At 45.6% G+C, this 20,444-nt stretch carries 12 protein-coding genes; 3 read left to right on the forward strand and 9 right to left on the reverse strand.

Annotated elements, in window-relative coordinates; all coding sequences use genetic code 11:
- Positions 1–14: 14 nt before the first annotated feature.
- From DW033_RS11885 to DW033_RS11920, 7 genes are all read right to left on the reverse strand, one after another.
- Entirely contained in the window at positions 15–2,462 is a 2,448-nt protein-coding gene (locus tag DW033_RS11885; protein WP_122297437.1) for a polysaccharide biosynthesis tyrosine autokinase, read from the reverse strand.
- Positions 2,463–2,499: 37 nt separating this feature from the next.
- Positions 2,500–3,297: a polysaccharide biosynthesis/export family protein gene (locus DW033_RS11890; protein WP_005855491.1), complete on the reverse strand. Its 798-nt coding sequence runs from the start codon at positions 3,295–3,297 to the stop codon at positions 2,500–2,502.
- 51 nt (positions 3,298–3,348) lie between these two features.
- Positions 3,349–3,777: a BT0820 family HAD-type phosphatase gene (locus tag DW033_RS11895; RefSeq protein ID WP_048927731.1), complete on the reverse strand. Its 429-nt coding sequence runs from the start codon at positions 3,775–3,777 to the stop codon at positions 3,349–3,351.
- Between the two features lie 34 nt (positions 3,778–3,811).
- Entirely contained in the window at positions 3,812–5,761 is a 1,950-nt protein-coding gene (locus DW033_RS11900) for a nucleoside-diphosphate sugar epimerase/dehydratase (protein WP_122382769.1), read from the reverse strand.
- Between the two features lie 238 nt (positions 5,762–5,999).
- A complete protein-coding gene (locus DW033_RS11905) occupies positions 6,000–6,437 on the reverse strand; it encodes a hypothetical protein (protein WP_005855475.1) in 438 nt (145 codons plus the stop codon).
- A gap of 9 nt (positions 6,438–6,446) precedes the next feature.
- Positions 6,447–7,109 carry a transcription termination/antitermination NusG family protein gene (locus DW033_RS11910; protein WP_005865210.1) on the reverse strand — a complete coding sequence of 221 codons (663 nt, stop codon included), beginning with the start codon at positions 7,107–7,109 and terminating at the stop codon, positions 6,447–6,449.
- A gap of 419 nt (positions 7,110–7,528) precedes the next feature.
- Positions 7,529–8,461 (reverse strand): site-specific integrase, encoded by a 933-nt coding sequence (locus DW033_RS11920; RefSeq protein ID WP_005865208.1) that lies wholly within the window; start codon positions 8,459–8,461, stop codon positions 7,529–7,531.
- 905 nt (positions 8,462–9,366) lie between these two features.
- Here DW033_RS11920 and DW033_RS11930 point away from each other — a divergent pair.
- The 3 genes from DW033_RS11930 to DW033_RS11940 are packed head-to-tail and all read left to right on the forward strand — an operon-like array spanning position 9,367 to position 15,677.
- The gene (locus DW033_RS11930) at positions 9,367–12,561 is read left to right on the forward strand and encodes a TonB-dependent receptor (RefSeq protein WP_172618159.1); all 3,195 of its coding nucleotides are present in this window, start codon (positions 9,367–9,369) and stop codon (positions 12,559–12,561) included.
- A 13-nt stretch (positions 12,562–12,574) separates the two neighbouring features.
- The gene (locus DW033_RS11935) at positions 12,575–14,086 is read left to right on the forward strand and encodes a RagB/SusD family nutrient uptake outer membrane protein (protein WP_122382775.1); all 1,512 of its coding nucleotides are present in this window, start codon (positions 12,575–12,577) and stop codon (positions 14,084–14,086) included.
- Positions 14,087–14,120: 34 nt separating this feature from the next.
- Positions 14,121–15,677 (forward strand): M81 family metallopeptidase, encoded by a 1,557-nt coding sequence (locus DW033_RS11940; RefSeq protein WP_005855465.1) that lies wholly within the window; start codon positions 14,121–14,123, stop codon positions 15,675–15,677.
- A gap of 119 nt (positions 15,678–15,796) precedes the next feature.
- Here the strand turns inward: DW033_RS11940 and metH are convergent, their stop codons facing one another.
- Both metH and DW033_RS11950 read right to left on the reverse strand, forming a co-directional pair.
- A complete protein-coding gene (gene metH / locus DW033_RS11945; RefSeq protein WP_122382770.1) occupies positions 15,797–19,489 on the reverse strand; it encodes a methionine synthase in 3,693 nt (1,230 codons plus the stop codon).
- A complete protein-coding gene (locus tag DW033_RS11950) occupies positions 19,482–20,441 on the reverse strand; it encodes a nucleoside recognition domain-containing protein (protein WP_005855462.1) in 960 nt (319 codons plus the stop codon). Before DW033_RS11950 ends, metH begins: the two co-directional genes overlap by 8 nt.
- Positions 20,442–20,444 lie beyond the last annotated feature (3 nt).

Here is a 20,444-nt window from a genome sequence, read left to right on the forward strand (position 1 = left end):
TATAAATTTCCTTATTATTTCTTTTTCTTATTCTCCGCCTCAAAACCATACCCATAGCCGTATCCATAACCATAATGTTTACCATAGCCATAACCGTATTTCTTACCATAACCGTAACCATAGGTGTTCTTACGTTTGCTCAGGTCGATTCCATTGATCACTACCGCCAACTTGTCAAATTTATGCTCGTCCCTAAGAACATTAATGTAGCAGAAAGCGGCTTTCGGGGTCACGTCCGCACGGCAGACATAAACACACATGTCGGCCACACGGCTTATTATGGCCGTATCAGTTACCATACCGATCGGGGCTGTATCCAGCAACACGTAGTCATAACGGGATTTCAATTGCTCTATCGCCTTCTCCAAGGTATCACGGGCTACCAGTTCCGTCGGGTTCGGGGGAATCGTTCCTCCTAAAAGGATATCCAGGTTCGGACTGATGCCGGAAGGCTGCACAAGATCAAAAAGATCCTTATCCTCCGGATCCATCAGATAATTAGATATTCCTTCCTGCCTTTTCGATAAATCGAAGACCTTATTCAAGCCCGGCTTACGGATGTCCATACCAACCACTACCACCTTCTTTCCCAAATAAGCCAAGCTGACAGCGAGATTTCCAGTCACGAAAGACTTACCTTCTCCGGGCTGCGTAGAAGAGAAAAGTATGACCTTTTGATCTTTCCGGAGCATAAAGAGCAGATTGGTCCGCAAACCTCGGAAGGTCTCCTCCATCATGTCGTTCTTATTCTCGCGCACCACGATCGCTCCCTTATCGGAGGATTTATGACCACACAAGGGCAATTCGCCCAAAATCGGAACATTCGTCAATTGCTCCACATCGCCACGATTCTCGATCTTATATTTCAATAATTCCACGACAAAGATGATTCCCACCGGAATAAACAGGCCCACCACAAACGCAGCCAATAAAAACACGAGCTTCTTGGGAGCCACAGGATCCTTCCCGGGTAATGGTTCCTCTACAATACGACCATTATTAGCCGTGGCTGCCAATGTGATCGCATTTTCCTCCCGCTTCTGCAACAGCATGATATATAAAGTCGCCTTGATTTCTTGCTGGCGAGAAATAGTCATGAACTCTTTCTCTTGCTTTGGAGCATCACTAATCCGGCTCTCAAATTTACTAGCCTGACGCTCAATATCTTTCTGGGCGATTTGTAGTCCTCGCAAGACACTATTCACGGTTGTCTCGACATTACGTCTCATCGCCTCAACGCCGGTGTTCATGTTTATCACCGCCGGGTTATTTTCCGAAGAGGTACGTAATAAACGTTTACGCTCGATGATCATCGTGTTATATTGTTCAATCACCCTAGTGAGGTTTTGATCCTGTAACCCTACGTTTGCAGGAATTATCTCTTCCTTGTTGACCGGATCGTTGATATAGGTACGCAGAAATTGAACCAAGCTGATCTGTGTAGCGTTCTCCGTACGTTGCTGCTCATACTTGGAACTCTCTTGTAAGGCTAGACGGGCATCACTTGTCAAATCCGTCAGACCGGATCGTTGCTTGAAATCCGCCAACTCGCTCTCCGCCGTACCCAACTCATGGTTAATTATACCGATACGCTCCTCTATGAACTCAGCGGTTTTCTGAGCTACCTCATTCTTCTCATCGTTCGCGTCTTGATTATAGAACGCAACCAAACGATTCACGAAATCCACGCCTCGCTCCTTTACTGTATTGTTCACGCTGATCTTCGCTATCGTCGTGGTCTGGGAAGAGGCGGTCACGCTCAAGTCTTTCATATAATCCTCGGCGGTCTCCGTCGGCGTATTTATGGTAACACGTAAAGCGATTTCCTCTTCTTCCATATACAAGGTATCGCCTCGCGTAAAGCTTAAAACACCCACAGGTGTTGGTAACACCGCCGGCAATTGATCAAATGCCTGTTCTATCTCTTGCTCTTCCTTATCTTGCACATATTCAGCCTTAACAGACAATTTTCCTGTTTTTGTAAATGTAAGATCCAGCTTAATCGGCTCCTCCAATTTATCGGCCTCTTCCGGTGTCATATAAATCCGCACCGGACTATTCTTATAAAGAGGCATCGCATAACCGAACGCTCGCTTTTCCGCTACACGAACATATAAATTCAGGTCGTTCACGACTTTTTTTATCAATGTACGGGATTTCAATATCTCCACCTCGTTATCAAAATTATTTGTCATGGAAAACATTCCCAAATCTTGAATGGCCGCCAACGGATTGTTGCCCGAACCGCTTCGCTTATCCTCCTCCTTTATCAACACGGAACTGGAAATGTTATATACAGGCGTTTGATAACGAAGAAACAGGTAAGTAGCGATGCAACATATCAATATACTAGCAACAAACCAACGCCAATAAAAAAGGTATTTGAATAAAAGAGCGACCAAATCAATCTCTTGTTCCTCGTTCTCTATCCCAGTGTTATTAATTATCCGTTCGTCTATCATCTCTCTTAATTTTCAATTCTCAATTTTCAATTTTCAATTACTTAAGTATGTTTACCAACAGGCCGGCAATAGATACCAGAATCGAGAGTGAGCTTACCCAAAGGGTCGTGCTGTTACCGATATCGGAGTTCTTAGCCTTCGTCTTGTTCGGGGTCACGTAAATAATATCGTTTTGCTTCAGGTAATAATACGGGGAAGTCACGACTTCGGCATTATTCAAATTCAAGTTAATGATCTCACGCTTACCGTTCACGTCCTCACGGATCAGCTTGACGTTATCACGGACACCGTAAATCGTCATATCGCCTGCCATCGCCAAAGCCTCCAGAACGTTCACCTTCTCGTTGCCGATCGTGAAGCTACCCGGACGGGCCACCTCACCCAACACGGAGATCTTGTAATTAGCCATACGGACCGTAACGATCGGGGATTCCTTCAAATAAGGTTTCAAACGCTCACGAATCAAGTCCTCCGCCTCGTTCTTGGTGAGACCACCCACTTCCAAGCGACCGATAACAGGGAAATCGATCTCTCCTTTATTATTCACCAAGTATTGCTGCATGGTCGGTTGTGTGGTCGTACTGATATTTGTCAAAGCCGCATTGATTGGAGTCTGTACCGTCAAGTTGAATGGAGTCGCAGCCTTCGGGTCTGTCGTATTGACCGTGATGCTCAACAAGTCTTTTGGCATGATCTTGGCGTCATACAACGGAAGGGTCTCCTCAAAATCGTTCACTGCCTCTGGGTTTTGGAGGTATGGTACGTTCTTGTAAGAAGTACAACTCGCTACCAATAGAGGTAGAGCTAATAAAAGTAGTAATCTTTTGATTTTCATATTATTTTGTTATCTTTTTTTTTATTTCTTAGAACACAGAATGATATGGATTTAGCGAAACAAACGAGAGAAAAGGCCTTTCGGTTTCTCCGGTTCGTATTCCGACTCGTATTTCCGCATTAAATCCTCATAGGAAAGTCTTTTACTCACCATCTCGTAAATCATACCCCAGTCCGGGAGACCACCAAGATTACGGTCATCAATAAAAATATCGGCCTTCAGCTTACGGGAGAAATGGTTATTCAGGCTTTTCTCTTCCTCCGGGTAATCTCGGTTCACGGCGTAAAACTCCAAGCCCCGCTCTCGGCAAAAGGTGACAGCCTCATCCAAAAGCTTACCCTCTCGCACACTCCATAAGATCAGCTTGTGGTGTTCTGTTTGTAACTTTCTCAATGTCTCGAAAGCGAAAGGGATCTCCTTCCCTATCGCCGGATATTTATGCTCAACGATTGTTCCGTCAAAATCTACTGCGATAATCATTTATAATTCAGATTTATAACTACCAACTAAATTGCTAATTCACTCCGTCCAATCTCGTGAATTGAGAGTTTTGGCTCTTGAACTCGGGGACGAAGGATTTCATCTCTCTCACCATAGGAAGAATATGTACATGAAGGGATAATTCAGCTAATAGATCAATGTGCTCTACCACATCCTTGTAGGCGTACTCCCGGACTGCTGCCACACGAATCTTCTCATGAGGGGTTTCCTTCGTATTCTCCTTGTTGCTCAATAGTTCCTCATATAATTTCTCACCGGGACGAAGACCTGTGTATTTAATCTCTATGTCTTTATCCACCTGCAAACCAGAAAGCTCGATCATACGCTTCGCTAAGTCAGCGATCTTGACCGGCTCACCCATATCAAAGATGAATATCTCGCCGCCCTTGCCCATCGTACCGGCTTCCAACACCAAACGGCAGGCTTCGGGGATTGTCATGAAGTAGCGGATGATATCGGGATGGGTTACCGTAACTGGGCCTCCTTTGGCGATCTGATCGAGAAAACGAGGTATCACGGAACCATTACTTCCTAATACATTACCGAAACGGGTCGTGATAAATTTAGTGTTTCCCGCTAGAGCCCCCTTACTGATCGCCACACTCAAGCTCTGCACATATATCTCAGCGAGGCGCTTGCTACATCCCATGATATTCGTTGGATTAACGGCCTTATCCGTACTGATCATCACGAATTTCTCTACACCATAGCTTACGGCGGCATCCGCTATCACTCGGGTACCAAACACGTTGGTACGAACAGCCTCGCAAGGGTTCTCTTCCATCAAGGGGACGTGCTTATAAGCTGCCGCATGGAATACTACCTGGGGATGCCAATTGCGAAATACGTAATCTACACGGTCCGGATTCCGGACATCGCCTATGATAGGTACAAAATCCAGTTCCTTATACTTCTCCTCCAATTCCAGGCGTAAGTCATGCATCGGAGTCTCGGCGGCATCAAGGCAGATCAGTTTCTTGATCGGGAAATGCGCCAGCTGGCGGCAGATCTCGCTACCAATGCTACCGGCCGCTCCCGTAACAAGGATCGTCTTATCTTTCAATAAGAGACCGATCTCGCCCAGATTTATACTGATCTCCTCACGACCCAGCAAGTCCTCAATACGGATCTCACGGACTGAACGCTTCATTCCGCCCTCATGGACCTCCTCCATATCAGGAACCACGAGAGGCTTCAAGGAGGCCTGCTCGCAATAATGAATCAAACGATCACGTTCTCGTCGGACGGTCTTTATATTCGGGAAAAGGATACCATCCAAGTTATTTCTGGGGATCAGACACAACAAGTCATCAATGTCCTCGATCTGGTAAACGGGAAGTTCCGCTATGCGAAGGTTCTTTTTAGCGCTACCAAACGTCAAGAAGCCGATGATGCTATAATTTTGCATGAATACTTGCCGGTTGGGTGATGTGGCTATCATCACGCTATCCTCATCCATACCGAACACCAGTACACGCTTGCGCTTTTTTCCAAGTTGGGACAACACGCTATTATATACATTAATCACGAATACACGTAAGGTGATCAGCAGAACAATCGTCAACATACAATCGGTTATCCCTCCCACCCAATATATAGAGGAATTGAAATCCGCCTTCAAAAGATGAAGCAGTATGAACATGAGGATGGATTTTGTGATGGCGACACCACCAATCCTCCATAGTCCACGTAGCGTGGAATGACGGATCACCCCGTGATAAACCTTGAACGTAAGAAAAGAAAGGATACTGGCCACAAAGGAAGCTATTCCTACCTTTAATACACTAATCCCGCTTATGTATACATGCATGATGGACAATAATCCCAGCACTCCTATCAAAGATACACATAGGGAAATGAAAAGATCCGCACAAAAAATGATCCAGCGGTTGATATACCGCAAATTTACCAGACGCCCCAGCGCTAAACGCCAGCGATTATAACGATATTTCACCTTTTCCATATTTGTTTTATTCATATCTATCTAACTATAATAATAAGCGACCGAACCTCTCAAGTGGTTGGAGTGGTATAAGCTAAAGCAAGAGTCTAGTCTATCGGTTAAAGAAAAAGGGACTCTCCTCGCTACTAGAGATAGCTGACCTCTTGATCGATATCGGCCGCCTAATTCTCATTTTCTAATTGCGACCTAGCGATAATATATTCTTGATTAGAGGCCCTCTTGAACCTCAGAAGTATCTTTAATCAATCTCCATGTCACGATCCATGGACGTGGTTTTTACTTCCGGCATCGGAAAATACCTCACCTCTTCCTTATGCCACTCCTTGTAACCGTCAAGCGTACGAGTAGGGACGGATAACCGACCGTAGTCATTGCCTTCGCAATGGAAAAGATGGTTACGTGTATAGGAACGTAACTCGCCATCTGTCCAAGAGACCATCACGATTGGAAACGGGTACGTGGTGAGGCTTAACGGGGTCACTAAGGTACGGGAAGATATTTGGCGTAACAGGTAAGCTGATTTCTCGAACGCCACCCAATACGGACCCGTACAGTAAAGATGGATGAAGGCACGATTATCCGACTCTCGCTTAAGAATCTCTTTCAAATGGTTTCCTAACAACGAGATAAGGCGTACTCCGGATCTATCCTCTTTTTTACCGTAGTGCGTATCCATCTATGTGTATCATAATAGCTCTAGCAGGTCACGGGTGATATTTACTTTGGCACATCCCAGTAGATCTACACGGATCACAAAGTTAAGATTGCCATCCTCCACTTCCAGCACGTTACCTTCTAGACCATGCAACTTACCGCCGTTAATACGTACCCTCGCTCCAAGAGGCAGCGGACGGGGATCGATAATGACAGGCTCTTCGGAATCGTCCAGCATCCTACGGAGTTTCACCATCTGCTCATCCGGAATGAAGGCTACGGGGCGTATGCCTCCAGATCGTTCGCCAGCTATGTTTACCATGAAACGTTTGATATAAGGAAGATGCACGATCTCCTTCCTACGCAAGACATCGGTGCAACGGATGAATACAATGGAACGGAAGACGATCCGGTCTACTTGCTTACGCTTGCCGCTTGGCAGAAGACACATCTCTTTTTGGGAGGCTATATAAACCTCATAGTCCTTCTCGCCTTCCGGCTGACTGGCTATGCGCTTTTCCAGCTTGTCACGGCATAGTTTCTCGGACTTGTTGTTGACGATAGCGATGTACCAATGTTTCTGATCAGATTTTCGCCGTAACGGGTTTTCAGGAATGGTTCTTTCAACGCCTACGGCGTCGATACCCTCATGAGGTACCGAATTTACAACCGTTTTTACAACATTCGCTCGCATTTCGTTGATTGCTTAAAAGAGATAGTTTGATATATGCACCATAACCCTTTTTCGCCATGTGAGAAATTAGGCTACTTAGTGAGTAGCGCAAAAGGTGGGAGAATGGTTATTACTCAGTTGTAGAGACGGAGCATGCTCCGTCTCCCACCGTCTGACAGTAATTTAAAACATCTTTTAGAGGGGATGAGACGAGGTATACCCATCTCTACAAGAATGTATGTTCGATTTTAGGGGGGGACGTGATGATTTCGGAAATACGAGGCCATTTCGTCTCTATTGCCATGTCTATACATCAGAAATAAGAACGAAGATTTAACGAGAATCCAACTGGAAACACAAACAAACCCTAATGATTGCTTGTTTTTTGTTATTTTTTACTACATTTGCGGCGTGAAACAAACGCTACTCACTAAGTAGCCTCATCCCACTTTCGACACATAATTATAGACACAACCAAAGCAAGTGCTATTCACCTCTGTCATTTTTTCTAAAGAGAAACTTCTCAGATAAATCTGGGTGGTCTTGATAGACTTATGCCCCAATAATTCACTGATCATTTCTATAGGGACATTTTGCTCTTTCAATGCCATGGCAAAGGAATGGCGGATCGTATAAGAAGTAACATCCGATGCTATTCCAGCGGCCTTTTTCAACGCCTTCAAATTTCGATTGAATCGGGATAGGGCCGCATTGTATTCGAGATATGCCTCATAGCCCGTCTTCGTTCCACTCAAAAAAGGGAATAAATAGCCTGAGGCCGGCTTCTTGTCACCCATTAATTCCTTGCGCATCAATTCTGCCGTATCCAAGATTTCCAGTCTCATCGGTGTGCCTGTCTTCTGCCGATTATAGTCCAATATCCCGTTTTTGATATTCCTTTCTTTTAGGTGGGCGAAGTCCACGAACGACATTCCTGCATACTGAAACAACAAACAAACGACCAGTTGTGTCTCCCTTAGCACCTCACTCTCTACCTTCACCGTCATCAACTTATGTTGGTTCTCTAAGGATAGGGATTTCTTGCGCTTACTCTCCACTCCCGTAAAAACTCCTTGGAACAAACCGGGGATATATTCCGCATCACCATTCTCCACCGCCTTGTTATAAATACAACGCAAACGGCGGATATACGTGGAGACCGTATTACGCATGCAATCGTTTTCCAACAAATAAGCCTCATATCGGTGAAGATTGGCCTTATTGATATCCGAATAGGAAATGTTCTCTGTTCCACTATACTTTATAAAGGAGTTCAACGCATCCTGATAACTTTTGGCGGAGGAATAACGCTTTTCCTCTCGTAACTGGGACATATACCTTCTCACCCCTTCCACGAATCCTTTCTCATCCATATCTCTCTGTTTTTTAATAATATTTGAAATGAATAGACAAATGTAACCATACTATCTGAATGCAAAAAGAATTACCGAAACACTATCATAATGTTAACTTCTTAAACATATTTCAAACACAGACTTTTTCAAAACAGTTACTTTTAAACCGATTATTATGGAATTTAGTACCCAAAACAGCACATTTTTTAGGATATATCCTAAACTTGTATGTATTTAGTCGGCTTATAATTTCTATTTCCCGTCAGATAACCGACATCTACCCGGCATCTAGTTCGGATTATCCGGCACTTGCTCTAATTTAGCTGGGATCTACTCCTAATCTCAATCTTTTGTACACTGAAAAACGAGACTATATAGAGCCTTTGCGCTCTAGAACGGCAAAAAAGTCGACTGATTTTCAAATATCATTCAGGAGGCATTTATTAGTTTTCTGAAACAAGAGATATAATAATTCGGCGGATATTGATAAAAAGAAGGCAAACTGCAAGTATTTTCCTTCATACACATTCTATTCGTCAGGGCTTAACTACCAGAGAATCGCATATAATACACACACACCCTATCCTATCTCAAATACAAGAAGCAGAAGGAGAGAGAAATGACAAATTGACATAATTAAGCCGTATTAATGACTTCTATCGATTGAATACACAATATTAAATTAGCAGAGACTTGCTTGCAGGTGTCGTTTTTTTTCACGAATATTGCAAACCAAACAACCAAATAAACATATTCAGTTTACTAAAGTTAATCTTAAAGAAAGGAGAGCCTATGAAACAGGAGCCATCATGAACCATATCTAGCAAGGAAACTGGCTGGAAGATATGGCTATATAATCCAGCCAAACAAGTTTCTAAACGCCTTTAAATCAATTAATACTAACACTAAAACATTACAAATGTATGAATGAAATTTGTAAGGGGAATCCTAACCCCCGATTAAACACAAAAACTAAATTGGGCAGAGTCATGAAGTTAACCTCAATCCCGCTATTTATTTTTACCACAGGGGTATACGCTTCCGTACACTCCCCAAACATGCGCATTAAAAGCGACATCATGATTATAGAGAAACCATCAATCGTATCCACCCCGCAACAAAACACCCGTCAGATCACCGGAACCGTGATTGATGCTACCGGTATGCCGATAATTGGCGCCAATGTGATGGTAAAAGGGACAACAAACGGGACAATAACGGATATAGATGGAAAATTCACGTTGGAAGTAGCCAAAGACGCTATTTTGCAAGTGTCCTATATCGGTTATATGAACCAGGAGATTCCGGTAGGCAATAAATCGGTTTTAAGCATCTCCTTGCAAGAGGACACACAAAAGTTGGATGAGGTGGTAGTGATTGGCTACGGTACGATGAAGAAAAGTGATATCACGGGGGCTATCTCGTCCGTGAGCGAGGAGAAAATCGCTCGCCAAGCAGTGGCCAATGTTTCTACCGCATTGCAAGGCTTGGCTACCGGTGTATCCGTCACTTCCAGTTCCGGATCTCCGGGTTCCGCCGCCACGATCCGTATCAGAGGTGTCGGTACGGTAAACGACGCGGAGCCATTGTTCGTCGTGGATGGGATGCCCGTGACGGATATAAACTACCTGAACACATCGGATATACAGTCTATGGAGGTGCTTAAAGACGCTTCCGCTTCCGCTATCTACGGTTCCCGTGGCGCGAACGGCGTAATCCTTATCACTACGAAAAAAGGCGCCGCTGGAAAAACCACCGTTACGCTCGACGCATATTGGGGTATGAACAAAATATTGAATAATCTCGATTTGATGTCAGGTCCGGAATGGTACGACTATCAGGAGCAGTTGAACACAGTGAGGAGCGTTCCCATCAACTTGGCCCTTGTCAATCGTAATGTTTCCACCAATTGGATGGACGAGATTACGCATACGGCCTTTATGCATAACTACAGTGTCGGCATAAGCGGTGGTAAAGAGAACGACTATAAATTCAATCTGGGCTTGAACTATATCAACCAAGATGGAACGATCAAGAAATCCAACTACGAACGGTTCAGTGTCCGTCAAAGCACGGAAAAAACGGTGCTCAAAGATCATTTGGTAGTGGGTACCAACGCGTCGATCGCAAGATCTACCGACGCAAGTATTAGCGAGCGCAACAGTAGTAATGTGTACGACTCCGACTATGGTGTCGTAAGTAACGCAATCCGTTTGGATCCGGTAACTCCCGCCCAAAACGCAGACGGTTCATATGGTTACTCTCCTTATATTGACTACTATAACCCATTGGCAAGTATCATGTATCGGGATAATCAACGGGAGAAACTTGCTTTCATCGGCAATATGTATGGGGAATGGCAGATTATAAAAGGATTGAAGTTCAAGAGTAGCTTCGGAGCGGAAATCAGAAGGGTAGACAATAAAACCTTCTCGCCTGTCTATGAGGTATCCTCAAGCCAAAGAAATTTAGAGAGTAGTTTATCGAAGTCGCAGACCAAAGGGCATTACTATACGTTCGAGAATACCCTTTCGTATGAGAAAACGTTTGCCGAGAAGCACTCCATATCCGCTCTCGTAGGTTATACCAATGAATGGGGTAAGCAGGAAACCTTGAGCGTAAATGCGAGAGATCTTATCGGAGAGTCGGATAACCTGCATTATATAGACGCTACGCTGGACAAGAACAAGACCACGGCCAGCAATAGCGCTACGGAATATGGTTTGATGTCTTATCTGGGCCGCCTACACTACGATTACAATAACAAATACCTTATTACAGCCACTTTCCGGCGAGACGGCTCCTCTAAATTCTCTTCCAAGAATCGCTGGGGTAACTTCCCCTCGTTCGCTCTAGGTTGGAGAATCGACAACGAACCGTTCTTCCAGAAATTGAACGCCGAATGGGTTTCCTCCTTGAAACTCCGCGGGGGTTGGGGACAGATCGGAAATCAGAATATCACCAATTATGTGGATCGTAGTTTGCTGTCATTGAGTACGCAATACGGTGCTTTATTCGGAGCGAGAGAGAATGAGACCTTGTATCAAGGTATTGCCGTGAGCAGATTGGGCAATCCGGATATTAAATGGGAGACCACGGAATCTCTGAATATCGGTCTTGACGCAAGCTTCTTTAACACCCGCATGGTCTTCAGCTTCGAGTATTATTACAAGACAACGAAGGACATGCTGCTGGCCGCTCCTATGCCTATCTATATGGGATATGCCAGCAACACCTACACCAATATCGGCGAGGCGAACAACCGCGGTATCGAGATGAATCTCGAGTGGAGAGACAAGACCGAAAGCGGTTTCGAATACAACGTGGGAGTAAATATGTCGACCATCCGTAACCGCATGACGAAATTGAATGGTGGCACACCAATCTCCGATGGACCATTCCGAAACGGAAGCATGTACCTCACCTATACGAATGAAGGTATGCCTATCGGCGCGTTCTGGGGCTATAAGACAGACGGGCTTATCCAAACACAGGAACAGTTGAATGCCGTTAAGCGGGCGGATTTCCAACCTAATGCCGAATTGGGCGATGTATTGTTCGTAGATACGAATGGCGATGGCAAGTTAGACTCAAGTGATAGATGCATGATCGGTAATCCTATTCCGGATATCATATACGGTATCAACATGGGTATGGCGTGGAAAGGCTTCGACCTCAATTTGCAGTTTGGTGGAACAATCGGTAATCAGATATTCAACGCGATGCGTTATTACACCTACTTCCCGAACGATATAACGAACAAGGATAGAGCGTTAATGAACTATTGGACGCCAAATAATACAAATACGGACATCCCTCGCCTGACGGCTACGGACGTAAACGACAATGACCGCTTCTCGGACATGTACGTAGAAAACGGGACTTATTTCCGCTTGAGAAACGCCCAGCTAGGTTATACCCTGCCCGCTTCTCTCACGCAGAGGATAAAACTACAAAAAGTACGTTTTTATGTAAGCGGCCAGAACTTGTTTACGATATCCAGTTACTCGGGTATGGATCCGGAAGTGGGTCAGTCCAGCTCTTTGTCTAGAGGCATAGATTACGGTATCTATCCTCAGAACATTTCATTCACCGGAGGTATTAATGTTACTTTTTAAAATTTATAATGTCATGTTTAAAAACAAATATATCATAGGAATCGTACTAGCGATTTTAACAGGATTCAGCAGTTGTGCAGATTTGGATTTAGCTCCGTTAGGAAGTCCGGAGGCTGGAGAGATATCAGAGGAAAGACAAGCTTTCTTGCGTCTGACCGCTGTCTATTCCGTCATGAAGGACTTCCGTTACACATGGTCAATGCAATGTTTCGGCGACGTGTTGTCGAATGACGCGACCTACAGCGGTTCTTCGAACGACGCACAAACCTTCACGTTGCTGGAGAATTATCAGTATCAAGCGGATCATACCGAGATCTTGAACAAATATCGGTATTCTTACCAATGTATTAATAAGGCCAATTTGTTTATACGGGATATGGAAATGGCAGACGATGCCCTATTCTCGAAATATAACAGGGAACAGATGATCGGTGAGGCCAAGTTTATTCGCGCCTATACTTATTTCGAGCTTGTGAAAACCTTTGGTGGTGTTCCTTGCTATACGGGAGTCTTGGATCTCGATCATGAGAGACTCGGACGTGCGTCTGTCGAAGAGATATACTCGGTTATCGAGCAAGACCTAAACGATGCGGTTAGCGTATTACCTAAGAAAAGTGAGGTGGCTAACTACGAGTCAAGCTATGCGGGAAGGATTACCAAAGGCGCGGCCATCGCCATGCAAACACGTATTTATCTGTATGAGAAAAAATACGATGAGGTAAAAAAGGCATTCGAGAAATTCCAGAATGAGTGCGGGGGTGAGTATAGCTTGGTCGCTCCGGAGGATTACGCTTGGCAATTCTCACTGGACGGCGAGCACTGCTCTTCTTCAATCCTTGAAGTAAATATGTATACCTCCACAACCCAAAGCGGGTATGGCGTTAATAACGGCAACCGTCACGTGCTGATGTCTATGCCCCGAAACATGACGATCGGCTTCGGTTGCGCACAACCTACACAGGCCTTGGCAGACGCTTATGATGCCGAGGGGGATATCATACGAAAGAAGACCACTCTCCTTTCCACGGAAGAGGCCATAGAGATCGAGACCGCGGCCAAAGGCGATGTGGCACCCGTTACGGACGACCGAACGGGCTGGTACAATCGCAAATTATATCTTGCGCCCGGACAAAGAGAGGAGAACCGGGGAAATAACCAACCCACGAACCTCAGGCTTATCCGCCTCGCGGAGGTATATTTGAACTATGCCGAGGCTTGTTATTTCAGCGGCGATATCGCTAATGCGCAAAAGTATCTGAATGAGGTAAGAAGCCATATCAACTTGGCTCCTAAAAACCATACAGGAAGCCAATTGTTTGAAGACATCATGAACGAGCGTCATCTGGAGTTTGGAATGGAAGGCTTCCGGTTCTTTGACGTGGTACGTGTAGGATGGGGAGAGAAAGTCTTTAACGGAACCAAGAAGGCGGAATTTGGAGCTAAGACTCCTTTCAGCGCCGGTGCGGAAGTATTGCCTATACCTCAAACCGAGATTGATATTAGTGACGGTTTAATAACTAATTAATAAGGAAATAACAATTCGCAAAAATCATAATAGCATGAAAAGGAATTTAGTATTGCTCGGAATCTGTCTCTTGGCCGTATCGTTCGTTGGAGAGGCCTTTGGACAGAAGAAAAAACCTCGTATCGGTATTGCCGGTATACAGATAGAAAACAGCGTGTTCGTCCCGAATAGGCAGCCGCTCGTAGGACACCCCGTAAGAATGCCGGACTATCTCAGCCCAGACTCCGCAATGGGACAGGCGGCCACTTGGCTTCCCACGCAGATTGGCTATGGCGGTGGAAGAGGCCCCGTGACAAAAGAATCGTACGACGCGTTTGTGGAAAAAACATTGGAGATGATCAAGGCCAATATGCCATATGACGCTTTCTGGTTTTATAACCACGGAGCTTGTAGCGTGGAAGGCGTAGCCGATCCCGAGGGCGAATTCATGGAGAAGGTGCGTAGCTTGATCGGAAACGATGTCTTGACTACCACCACGATGGACCTTCACGGAAATACGTCTTGGTTGGTAGCTCTCAACTCCGATTTGATTACGACTTATCGTCAAGCACCGCATGCGGATTCTCGCGAATCACATCGGCGAGGGGTTGTCAATTTGTTGGAACGTCTTGAATCAGGGAAAGGGCGTCCGGCATACAAGGCATGGGTTGCTGTTCCTGTCCTAGTTTCCGGCGAATGGTCGAGTACCCGTGTCGAGCCTGCGAAATCGCTGTACGCATTGGTTCCCGAGGTTGAAGCCATGCCCGGAGTGATAGACGCAGGGATCTGGATCGGTTATGTTTGGGGAGACAACCCACGGAACCAAGGAACCGTGATGGTTTACGGTGACGATGAGGAACAGGTAAAAGCCGGGGCGAAGAAACTCGCCCAGAAATTCTGGGATGTCCGTAAGCAGTTCTCGCTGGAAGCTCCGGGATATTCGCTCGAGAAATGTATCGATTTGGCAATAGCAAGCAAAAAGAAGCCTTTCTTTATCAGTGATATGGGAGATAATCCCGGCGGAGGCGGCTCAGGCGAGGTCACTTGGACTTTGGCGAGACTCTTGAAGCGTCCGGAATTCCAGACTGATAAGGGAAAGAGCGTTCTTTATTGCTCCATCCCGGGAGAAGAAGTGGTTAAGCAGGCACGTAAGGTCGGCGTAGGCGGACACGTAGAAGGCATGGTAGGTGCCATGGTCGATAATTCCTACGAAGGTCCCGTGAAATTGTCGGGTACCGTGGTTTATGTCAGTCCGGAAGAAGACAAGAACGCGGAATCATGGAGACGGAAAAGAGATATCGCTATCGTAAAGACCGGAAGCGTTTATGTGGTAGTAGGCACATCGTCTCCCACTCCAAACCTAGAGGGTTCAGGAATTGACCCGAAGGAAATGGATATCGTAATGGTTAAACAGGGTTACCTTGTAACCCAATGGTACAATATACAAGCGGATTGGGTGATGGCTTTTACAAGGGGAGGCGTGGATCAGGACTTCAAGAAGCTTCCCTATAAGAATATCGTGAGACCGATGTTCCCGATCGATCCAGACATGGCTGATCCGGAATTGAACGTTATCATGGTTCCTTCCGCCAAGCATTACTATGGCAGATAGATCGTATTGATCGATTTTTTACTGCAATGCCTATGCAGTGTTACTGCAATAGGTGTTGCAGTATTACTGCACAGGCATTGCAGCATCACTGCAACCCGGATTGCAGTGATGCTACTAAATTATCCTATATTCCTACTCAATAACTTTCGGACTTGCTCCTCCGTTAAATTCCGGCGGCTCGCATAATCTCTCATCTGCTCCTCATCGATAGAACCGATCATGAAATATTGAGAAGAGGGATGGGCAATATAAATCCCACTAACCGAAGCCGTAGGATACATGGCACCATTCTCGGTTAACGAAACACCAATTCGCGACATATCGAGCAATCCATCCAATGTGAAATTCAATAATTGATCCGGTAGAGAAGGGTAACCGATAGCCGGACGGATTCCTTGGTATTTCACCTTGTAAAGATCCGGGATAGACAAGGATTCGTCTTTAGCATATCCCCAATATTCTTTACGTACTTTCTCATGAAGATATTCGGCTGTAGCTTCCGCTAGGCGATCGGTCAAGGTTTGCAGCAACATTGAATTATAGGTATCGCCTTCTTCCTCAAATTTATCCTTCAAACAATCAGCGCCAGCTCCAGCGGTAACGACAAACGCCCCTACATAATCAGTTCGCTCCTCGGAAACCGGTATTACATAATCGGAAAGACATTTATAAATATTTTCCTCTTTTTTTACTTGCTGACGTAATAAAGGCAGCGCTATATCACCCATTCGGATCGTATCCCCTTCACTATTCGCTGAGAAAAATCCGTAAATCGCTTTACAATATTCAACCTTCATATTGACCAGCCGATCCAATAACCTAACAGCATCCTTGTATAATTGCATCGCCTCGGTAGCCTTCGCACGATCTTTTTCCGGGAATCCGGCCAACCAAGAGGCACGACAAGAATCGCAACCATGTATCTGGGAGATTTCCGAGAAACGGCCATTCAATTTCCATGCGCTAAAAAAGAAGGTCCAGTGGATATAAGGAATCACTTCTTCCAAGGGGATATAAGGGATAACATGTACCCCCATCCGGGCCGGAACAACCGGTGTATACCCGGTCCAATCTATTTCTATCGGATGCTTACGAGCCTCTGAAAGAGAAGCCAAGGTCTCTTTCTTCTGCCCTAAAGAGGCACGCAAGGCTTCTTGTTCTTGTTCCAACTCCCTGATATAAGCGTCACGGGTATCTGGATTCAATAGTTTGGCGGCGATCAACGGATTCTGTGAGGCATCCAGCACATGAATCACCGGATAATCATAATGCGGAGCGATCTTCACTGCCGTATGCAATTTGGAGGTCGTAGCGCCACCCACCATCATAGGAATCGTAAGTCCCGCTTTCTGCATCTCGTCCGCGACATGCGCCATCTCTTCTAAAGAAGGGGTTATCAGGCCGGATAAGCAAACCAGATCCGGTTTCTCCTCGATCGCTTTCTTTATGATCACATCTGCGGGAACCATTACCCCTAAATCAATCACCTCGTAGTTATTACAAGACAATACGATAGAGACGATATTCTTACCTATATCATGTACATCCCCTTTTACCGTAGCGAAAATCACTTTACCGGCCTTTGCGGAGCCGGAAGCTTTCTTTTCAGACTCAATGGCCGGTTGTAAAATAGCCACGGCCTTTTTCATCGTACGTGCGGTCTTCACGACTTGAGGGAGAAACATCTTTCCGGCACCGAATAACTCGCCGACCTTATTCATTCCGCTCATTAACGGACCGTCAATTATATCCACGGCATGCGGATAAATCCGCAAGGCTTCTTGTAAATCGTCCTCCAAATAGTCTCCGATCCCTTTGATTAAGGCATGTTCCAAACGCTCCTTCAATGAAAGCTCACGCCAAGCCTCATGCTTCTCCGGAGTTTCTCCGGAAGCTTGAACATGTAAATTTTGAGCATAAGTAATTAATTCCTCGGCAGCTTCCGGACGGCGTGCCAAGATCACGTCTTCCAACAAGGTACGGAACTCCGGCTCTATATCCTCATAAAGTACGGAGGTAGACGGATTCACGATACCCATATCCATCCCCTTCCCGATCGCATGATATAGAAATACGGAATGCATAGCCTCGCGTACATGATTGTTCCCCCGGAAAGAGAAAGATAAATTACTTACACCACCACTCACCTTCGCGCCCGGCAAGTTCTTCTTGATCCATTCAACGGCACGGATAAACGCCAGACCATAGCCATTATGTTCCTCCATACCGGTAGCGATCGCCAATACATTCGGGTCAAAAATAATATCTTGGGGATTGAAATCGATCTTTTCAGTCAATAGGCGATAGGCCCGTTCACAAATCTCAATCTTTCTTTCATAGGTATCCGCCTGCCCCTTCTCATCGAAAGCCATCACGACCGCAGCCGCACCCAGTTGCTTAATACGGGCGGCATGTTTAAGGAAGACCTCCTCTCCTTCTTTCAAGGAGATGGAATTCACGATGCTCTTTCCTTGCACGCACATCAAGCCTTCCTCGATCACTTCCCATTTAGAAGAATCGATCATGACGGGTACACGGGCAATATCCGGTTCGGAGGCGATCAAGTTTAAGAATGTCTTCATTTCTTTCACGGCATCCAACATACCATCGTCCATATTGATATCGATCACTTGGGCGCCATCCTCCACTTGCTTACGAGCGATCGTCAACGCTTCCTCATAACTGCCTTCTTTTATCAAGCGTAAGAATTTCCGAGAACCGGCCACATTACAACGCTCTCCCACGTTCACGAAATTATTCTCCGGTTTCACCTCCAGCAGTTCCAAGCCCGACAGCCACAGGCAATCCGGTTTCAAAGCCGGGATATGCGGTTTAGCTCCTTTCACCAACTCCGGATACCGGGAGATATGCGCTGGAGTCGTTCCGCAACAGCCTCCGATAATGTTCACTAATCCCTCTTCCACAAAAGGCTTCACATGTTGGGCCATTTTATCCGGCGTCTCGTCATAGGTACCAAAACTATTCGGCAATCCGGCGTTCGGATAAGCGCTGATATAATAGGGGGCATACTTCGCCAACTCTTGTAAATAGGGCTTCATATCCGCCGCTCCGAAAGAGCAGTTTAAGCCAACCGAAACAATATGTGTATGCTGTATGGAAGCTAAGAAGGCCAATAAAGTCTGTCCGGAAAATGTTCGTCCACCTTGCGCAGACAAAGTCAAAGACAACATAATCGGCAGGTCTTTTTCTTTCTCTTTCAACACGACCTCAGCCGCTTCCAATCCCGCTTTTACGTTCAACGTATCGAAAGTAGTCTCGAAAAGGATGATATCCACCCCGCCATCAACAAGTCCCTCGACTTGCTCCTTGTAGGCATTATACAAATCTTTATAAGTTACGGCACGATAAGCGGGATCGCTTACATCCGGACTCATGGAAGCTGTCTTATTGGTAGGACCGATCGATCCGGCCACGAAGATCGTACGATCCGGATGCTCTGCCATATAGGTATCCGCCACTTCCCTCGACAATCGGCCGGCGGCCAGATTTATCTCACGTACATAGGCCTCCATCGCATAATCTGCCATGGAAATAGCATTCGCGTTAAACGTATTCGTAGCGAAGATATCCGCTCCCGCATCCAAATACTGACGATGAATAGACTGGATTACATCCGGGCGGGTGATACACAATAAATCATTGTTCCCCTTCAACTGTCTCGGAAAATCGGCGAAACGTTCGCCTCGGTAATCTTGTTCGTTTAGTTTGAAACTTTGGATCATGGTACCCATACCACCATCCAAGATCAAAATGCGCTCATTCAAGAGTCGCAGAAATCGTTCCTTATTCATAAATATGTTTTACCTTTCTTGCGTACATATAACTATATCCCCGGAGGATCCATACCACAGCGATGGCGAAAAACAGACGGGTAGGCACCACCCAAAGAACGGGTACCCCTATCGCGGCAAAGATGATCGTATCTTCCAACAGGGAATGGCACACGGCCAAATGATGGTTCAGCAAGTTGCCGTCACCGTAAGACAACTTCCTCTGCTCCATTTGCTCTACCATAATAGCCCCGCCATAAGCCAGTCCGACCACATTACCTACCAACCACAAAAAAGCGGCATCTTGAGGCAAGCCAAATAATCGCATCAGTGGAGAAAAGACCGAGGACAATCCTTTCATTAGATTAAACTCTTCCAATATATAATGAAGGATCATTAAAGCCGTAACAATTATCAAAATAGAAATCACCACCTTCATCGAGCTGGTAAACCAAAGTACGAATACTTCCAACCAATTATCGCATACAGCCGCGCTTTGAGCGATCCCGACCTGTCCCCATCCTTCATGGGGCATTACCCAATTCAAAGAAAAGGCGATCACGAAACTCATGATCAAACGGAGCAGCGTCATCTCCCAGAAAGAAGACCCGGTCTTTGCCTGTACGGAGGATTCTACCATTAGATTATGGGAAGTAAGGCACATCAATGCCAATATCGTAGCTTCACGGACTCCTAAAGACATCGAGGTGATCAAAGCGATCGGAGCATATAATGGGGAGAATATACTGGTTATAAAAACAATGGCTGTCTCCCCCGGCAGACCCACCAACGAGAACACGGGCACTAACCAATCCGAGATCTGACCTAATATTCCGGAATATTGCAATATACGGACCAATAAAGAAATAGGCAAAATAATCTTTAGCAGCCATAAACACGTCTTGCCTGCTTTAGGCAGAGCTTTCAGGATACATCCCCAAACCCTACCGATCACGCCTTGCCCTGTTTCCATCTC

It is taken from the genome of Parabacteroides sp. AF39-10AC, assembly GCF_003635405.1.
GTDB lineage: Bacteria > Bacteroidota > Bacteroidia > Bacteroidales > Tannerellaceae > Parabacteroides > Parabacteroides distasonis.

Coding starts and splice junctions, on each gene's coding strand:
- DW033_RS11885 (WP_122297437.1), bottom strand. CDS start 2,462: ATGATAGACGAACGGATAATTAATAACACTGGGATAGAGAACGAGGAA.
- DW033_RS11890 (WP_005855491.1), bottom strand. CDS start 3,297: ATGAAAATCAAAAGATTACTACTTTTATTAGCTCTACCTCTATTGGTA.
- DW033_RS11895 (WP_048927731.1), bottom strand. CDS start 3,777: ATGATTATCGCAGTAGATTTTGACGGAACAATCGTTGAGCATAAATAT.
- DW033_RS11900 (WP_122382769.1), bottom strand. CDS start 5,761: ATGGAAAAGGTGAAATATCGTTATAATCGCTGGCGTTTAGCGCTGGGG.
- DW033_RS11905 (WP_005855475.1), bottom strand. CDS start 6,437: ATGGATACGCACTACGGTAAAAAAGAGGATAGATCCGGAGTACGCCTT.
- DW033_RS11910 (WP_005865210.1), bottom strand. CDS start 7,109: ATGCGAGCGAATGTTGTAAAAACGGTTGTAAATTCGGTACCTCATGAG.
- DW033_RS11920 (WP_005865208.1), bottom strand. CDS start 8,461: ATGGATGAGAAAGGATTCGTGGAAGGGGTGAGAAGGTATATGTCCCAG.
- DW033_RS11930 (WP_172618159.1), top strand. CDS start 9,367: ATGAATGAAATTTGTAAGGGGAATCCTAACCCCCGATTAAACACAAAA.
- DW033_RS11935 (WP_122382775.1), top strand. CDS start 12,575: ATGTTTAAAAACAAATATATCATAGGAATCGTACTAGCGATTTTAACA.
- DW033_RS11940 (WP_005855465.1), top strand. CDS start 14,121: ATGAAAAGGAATTTAGTATTGCTCGGAATCTGTCTCTTGGCCGTATCG.
- metH (WP_122382770.1), bottom strand. CDS start 19,489: ATGAATAAGGAACGATTTCTGCGACTCTTGAATGAGCGCATTTTGATC.
- DW033_RS11950 (WP_005855462.1), bottom strand. CDS start 20,441: ATGGAAACAGGGCAAGGCGTGATCGGTAGGGTTTGGGGATGTATCCTG.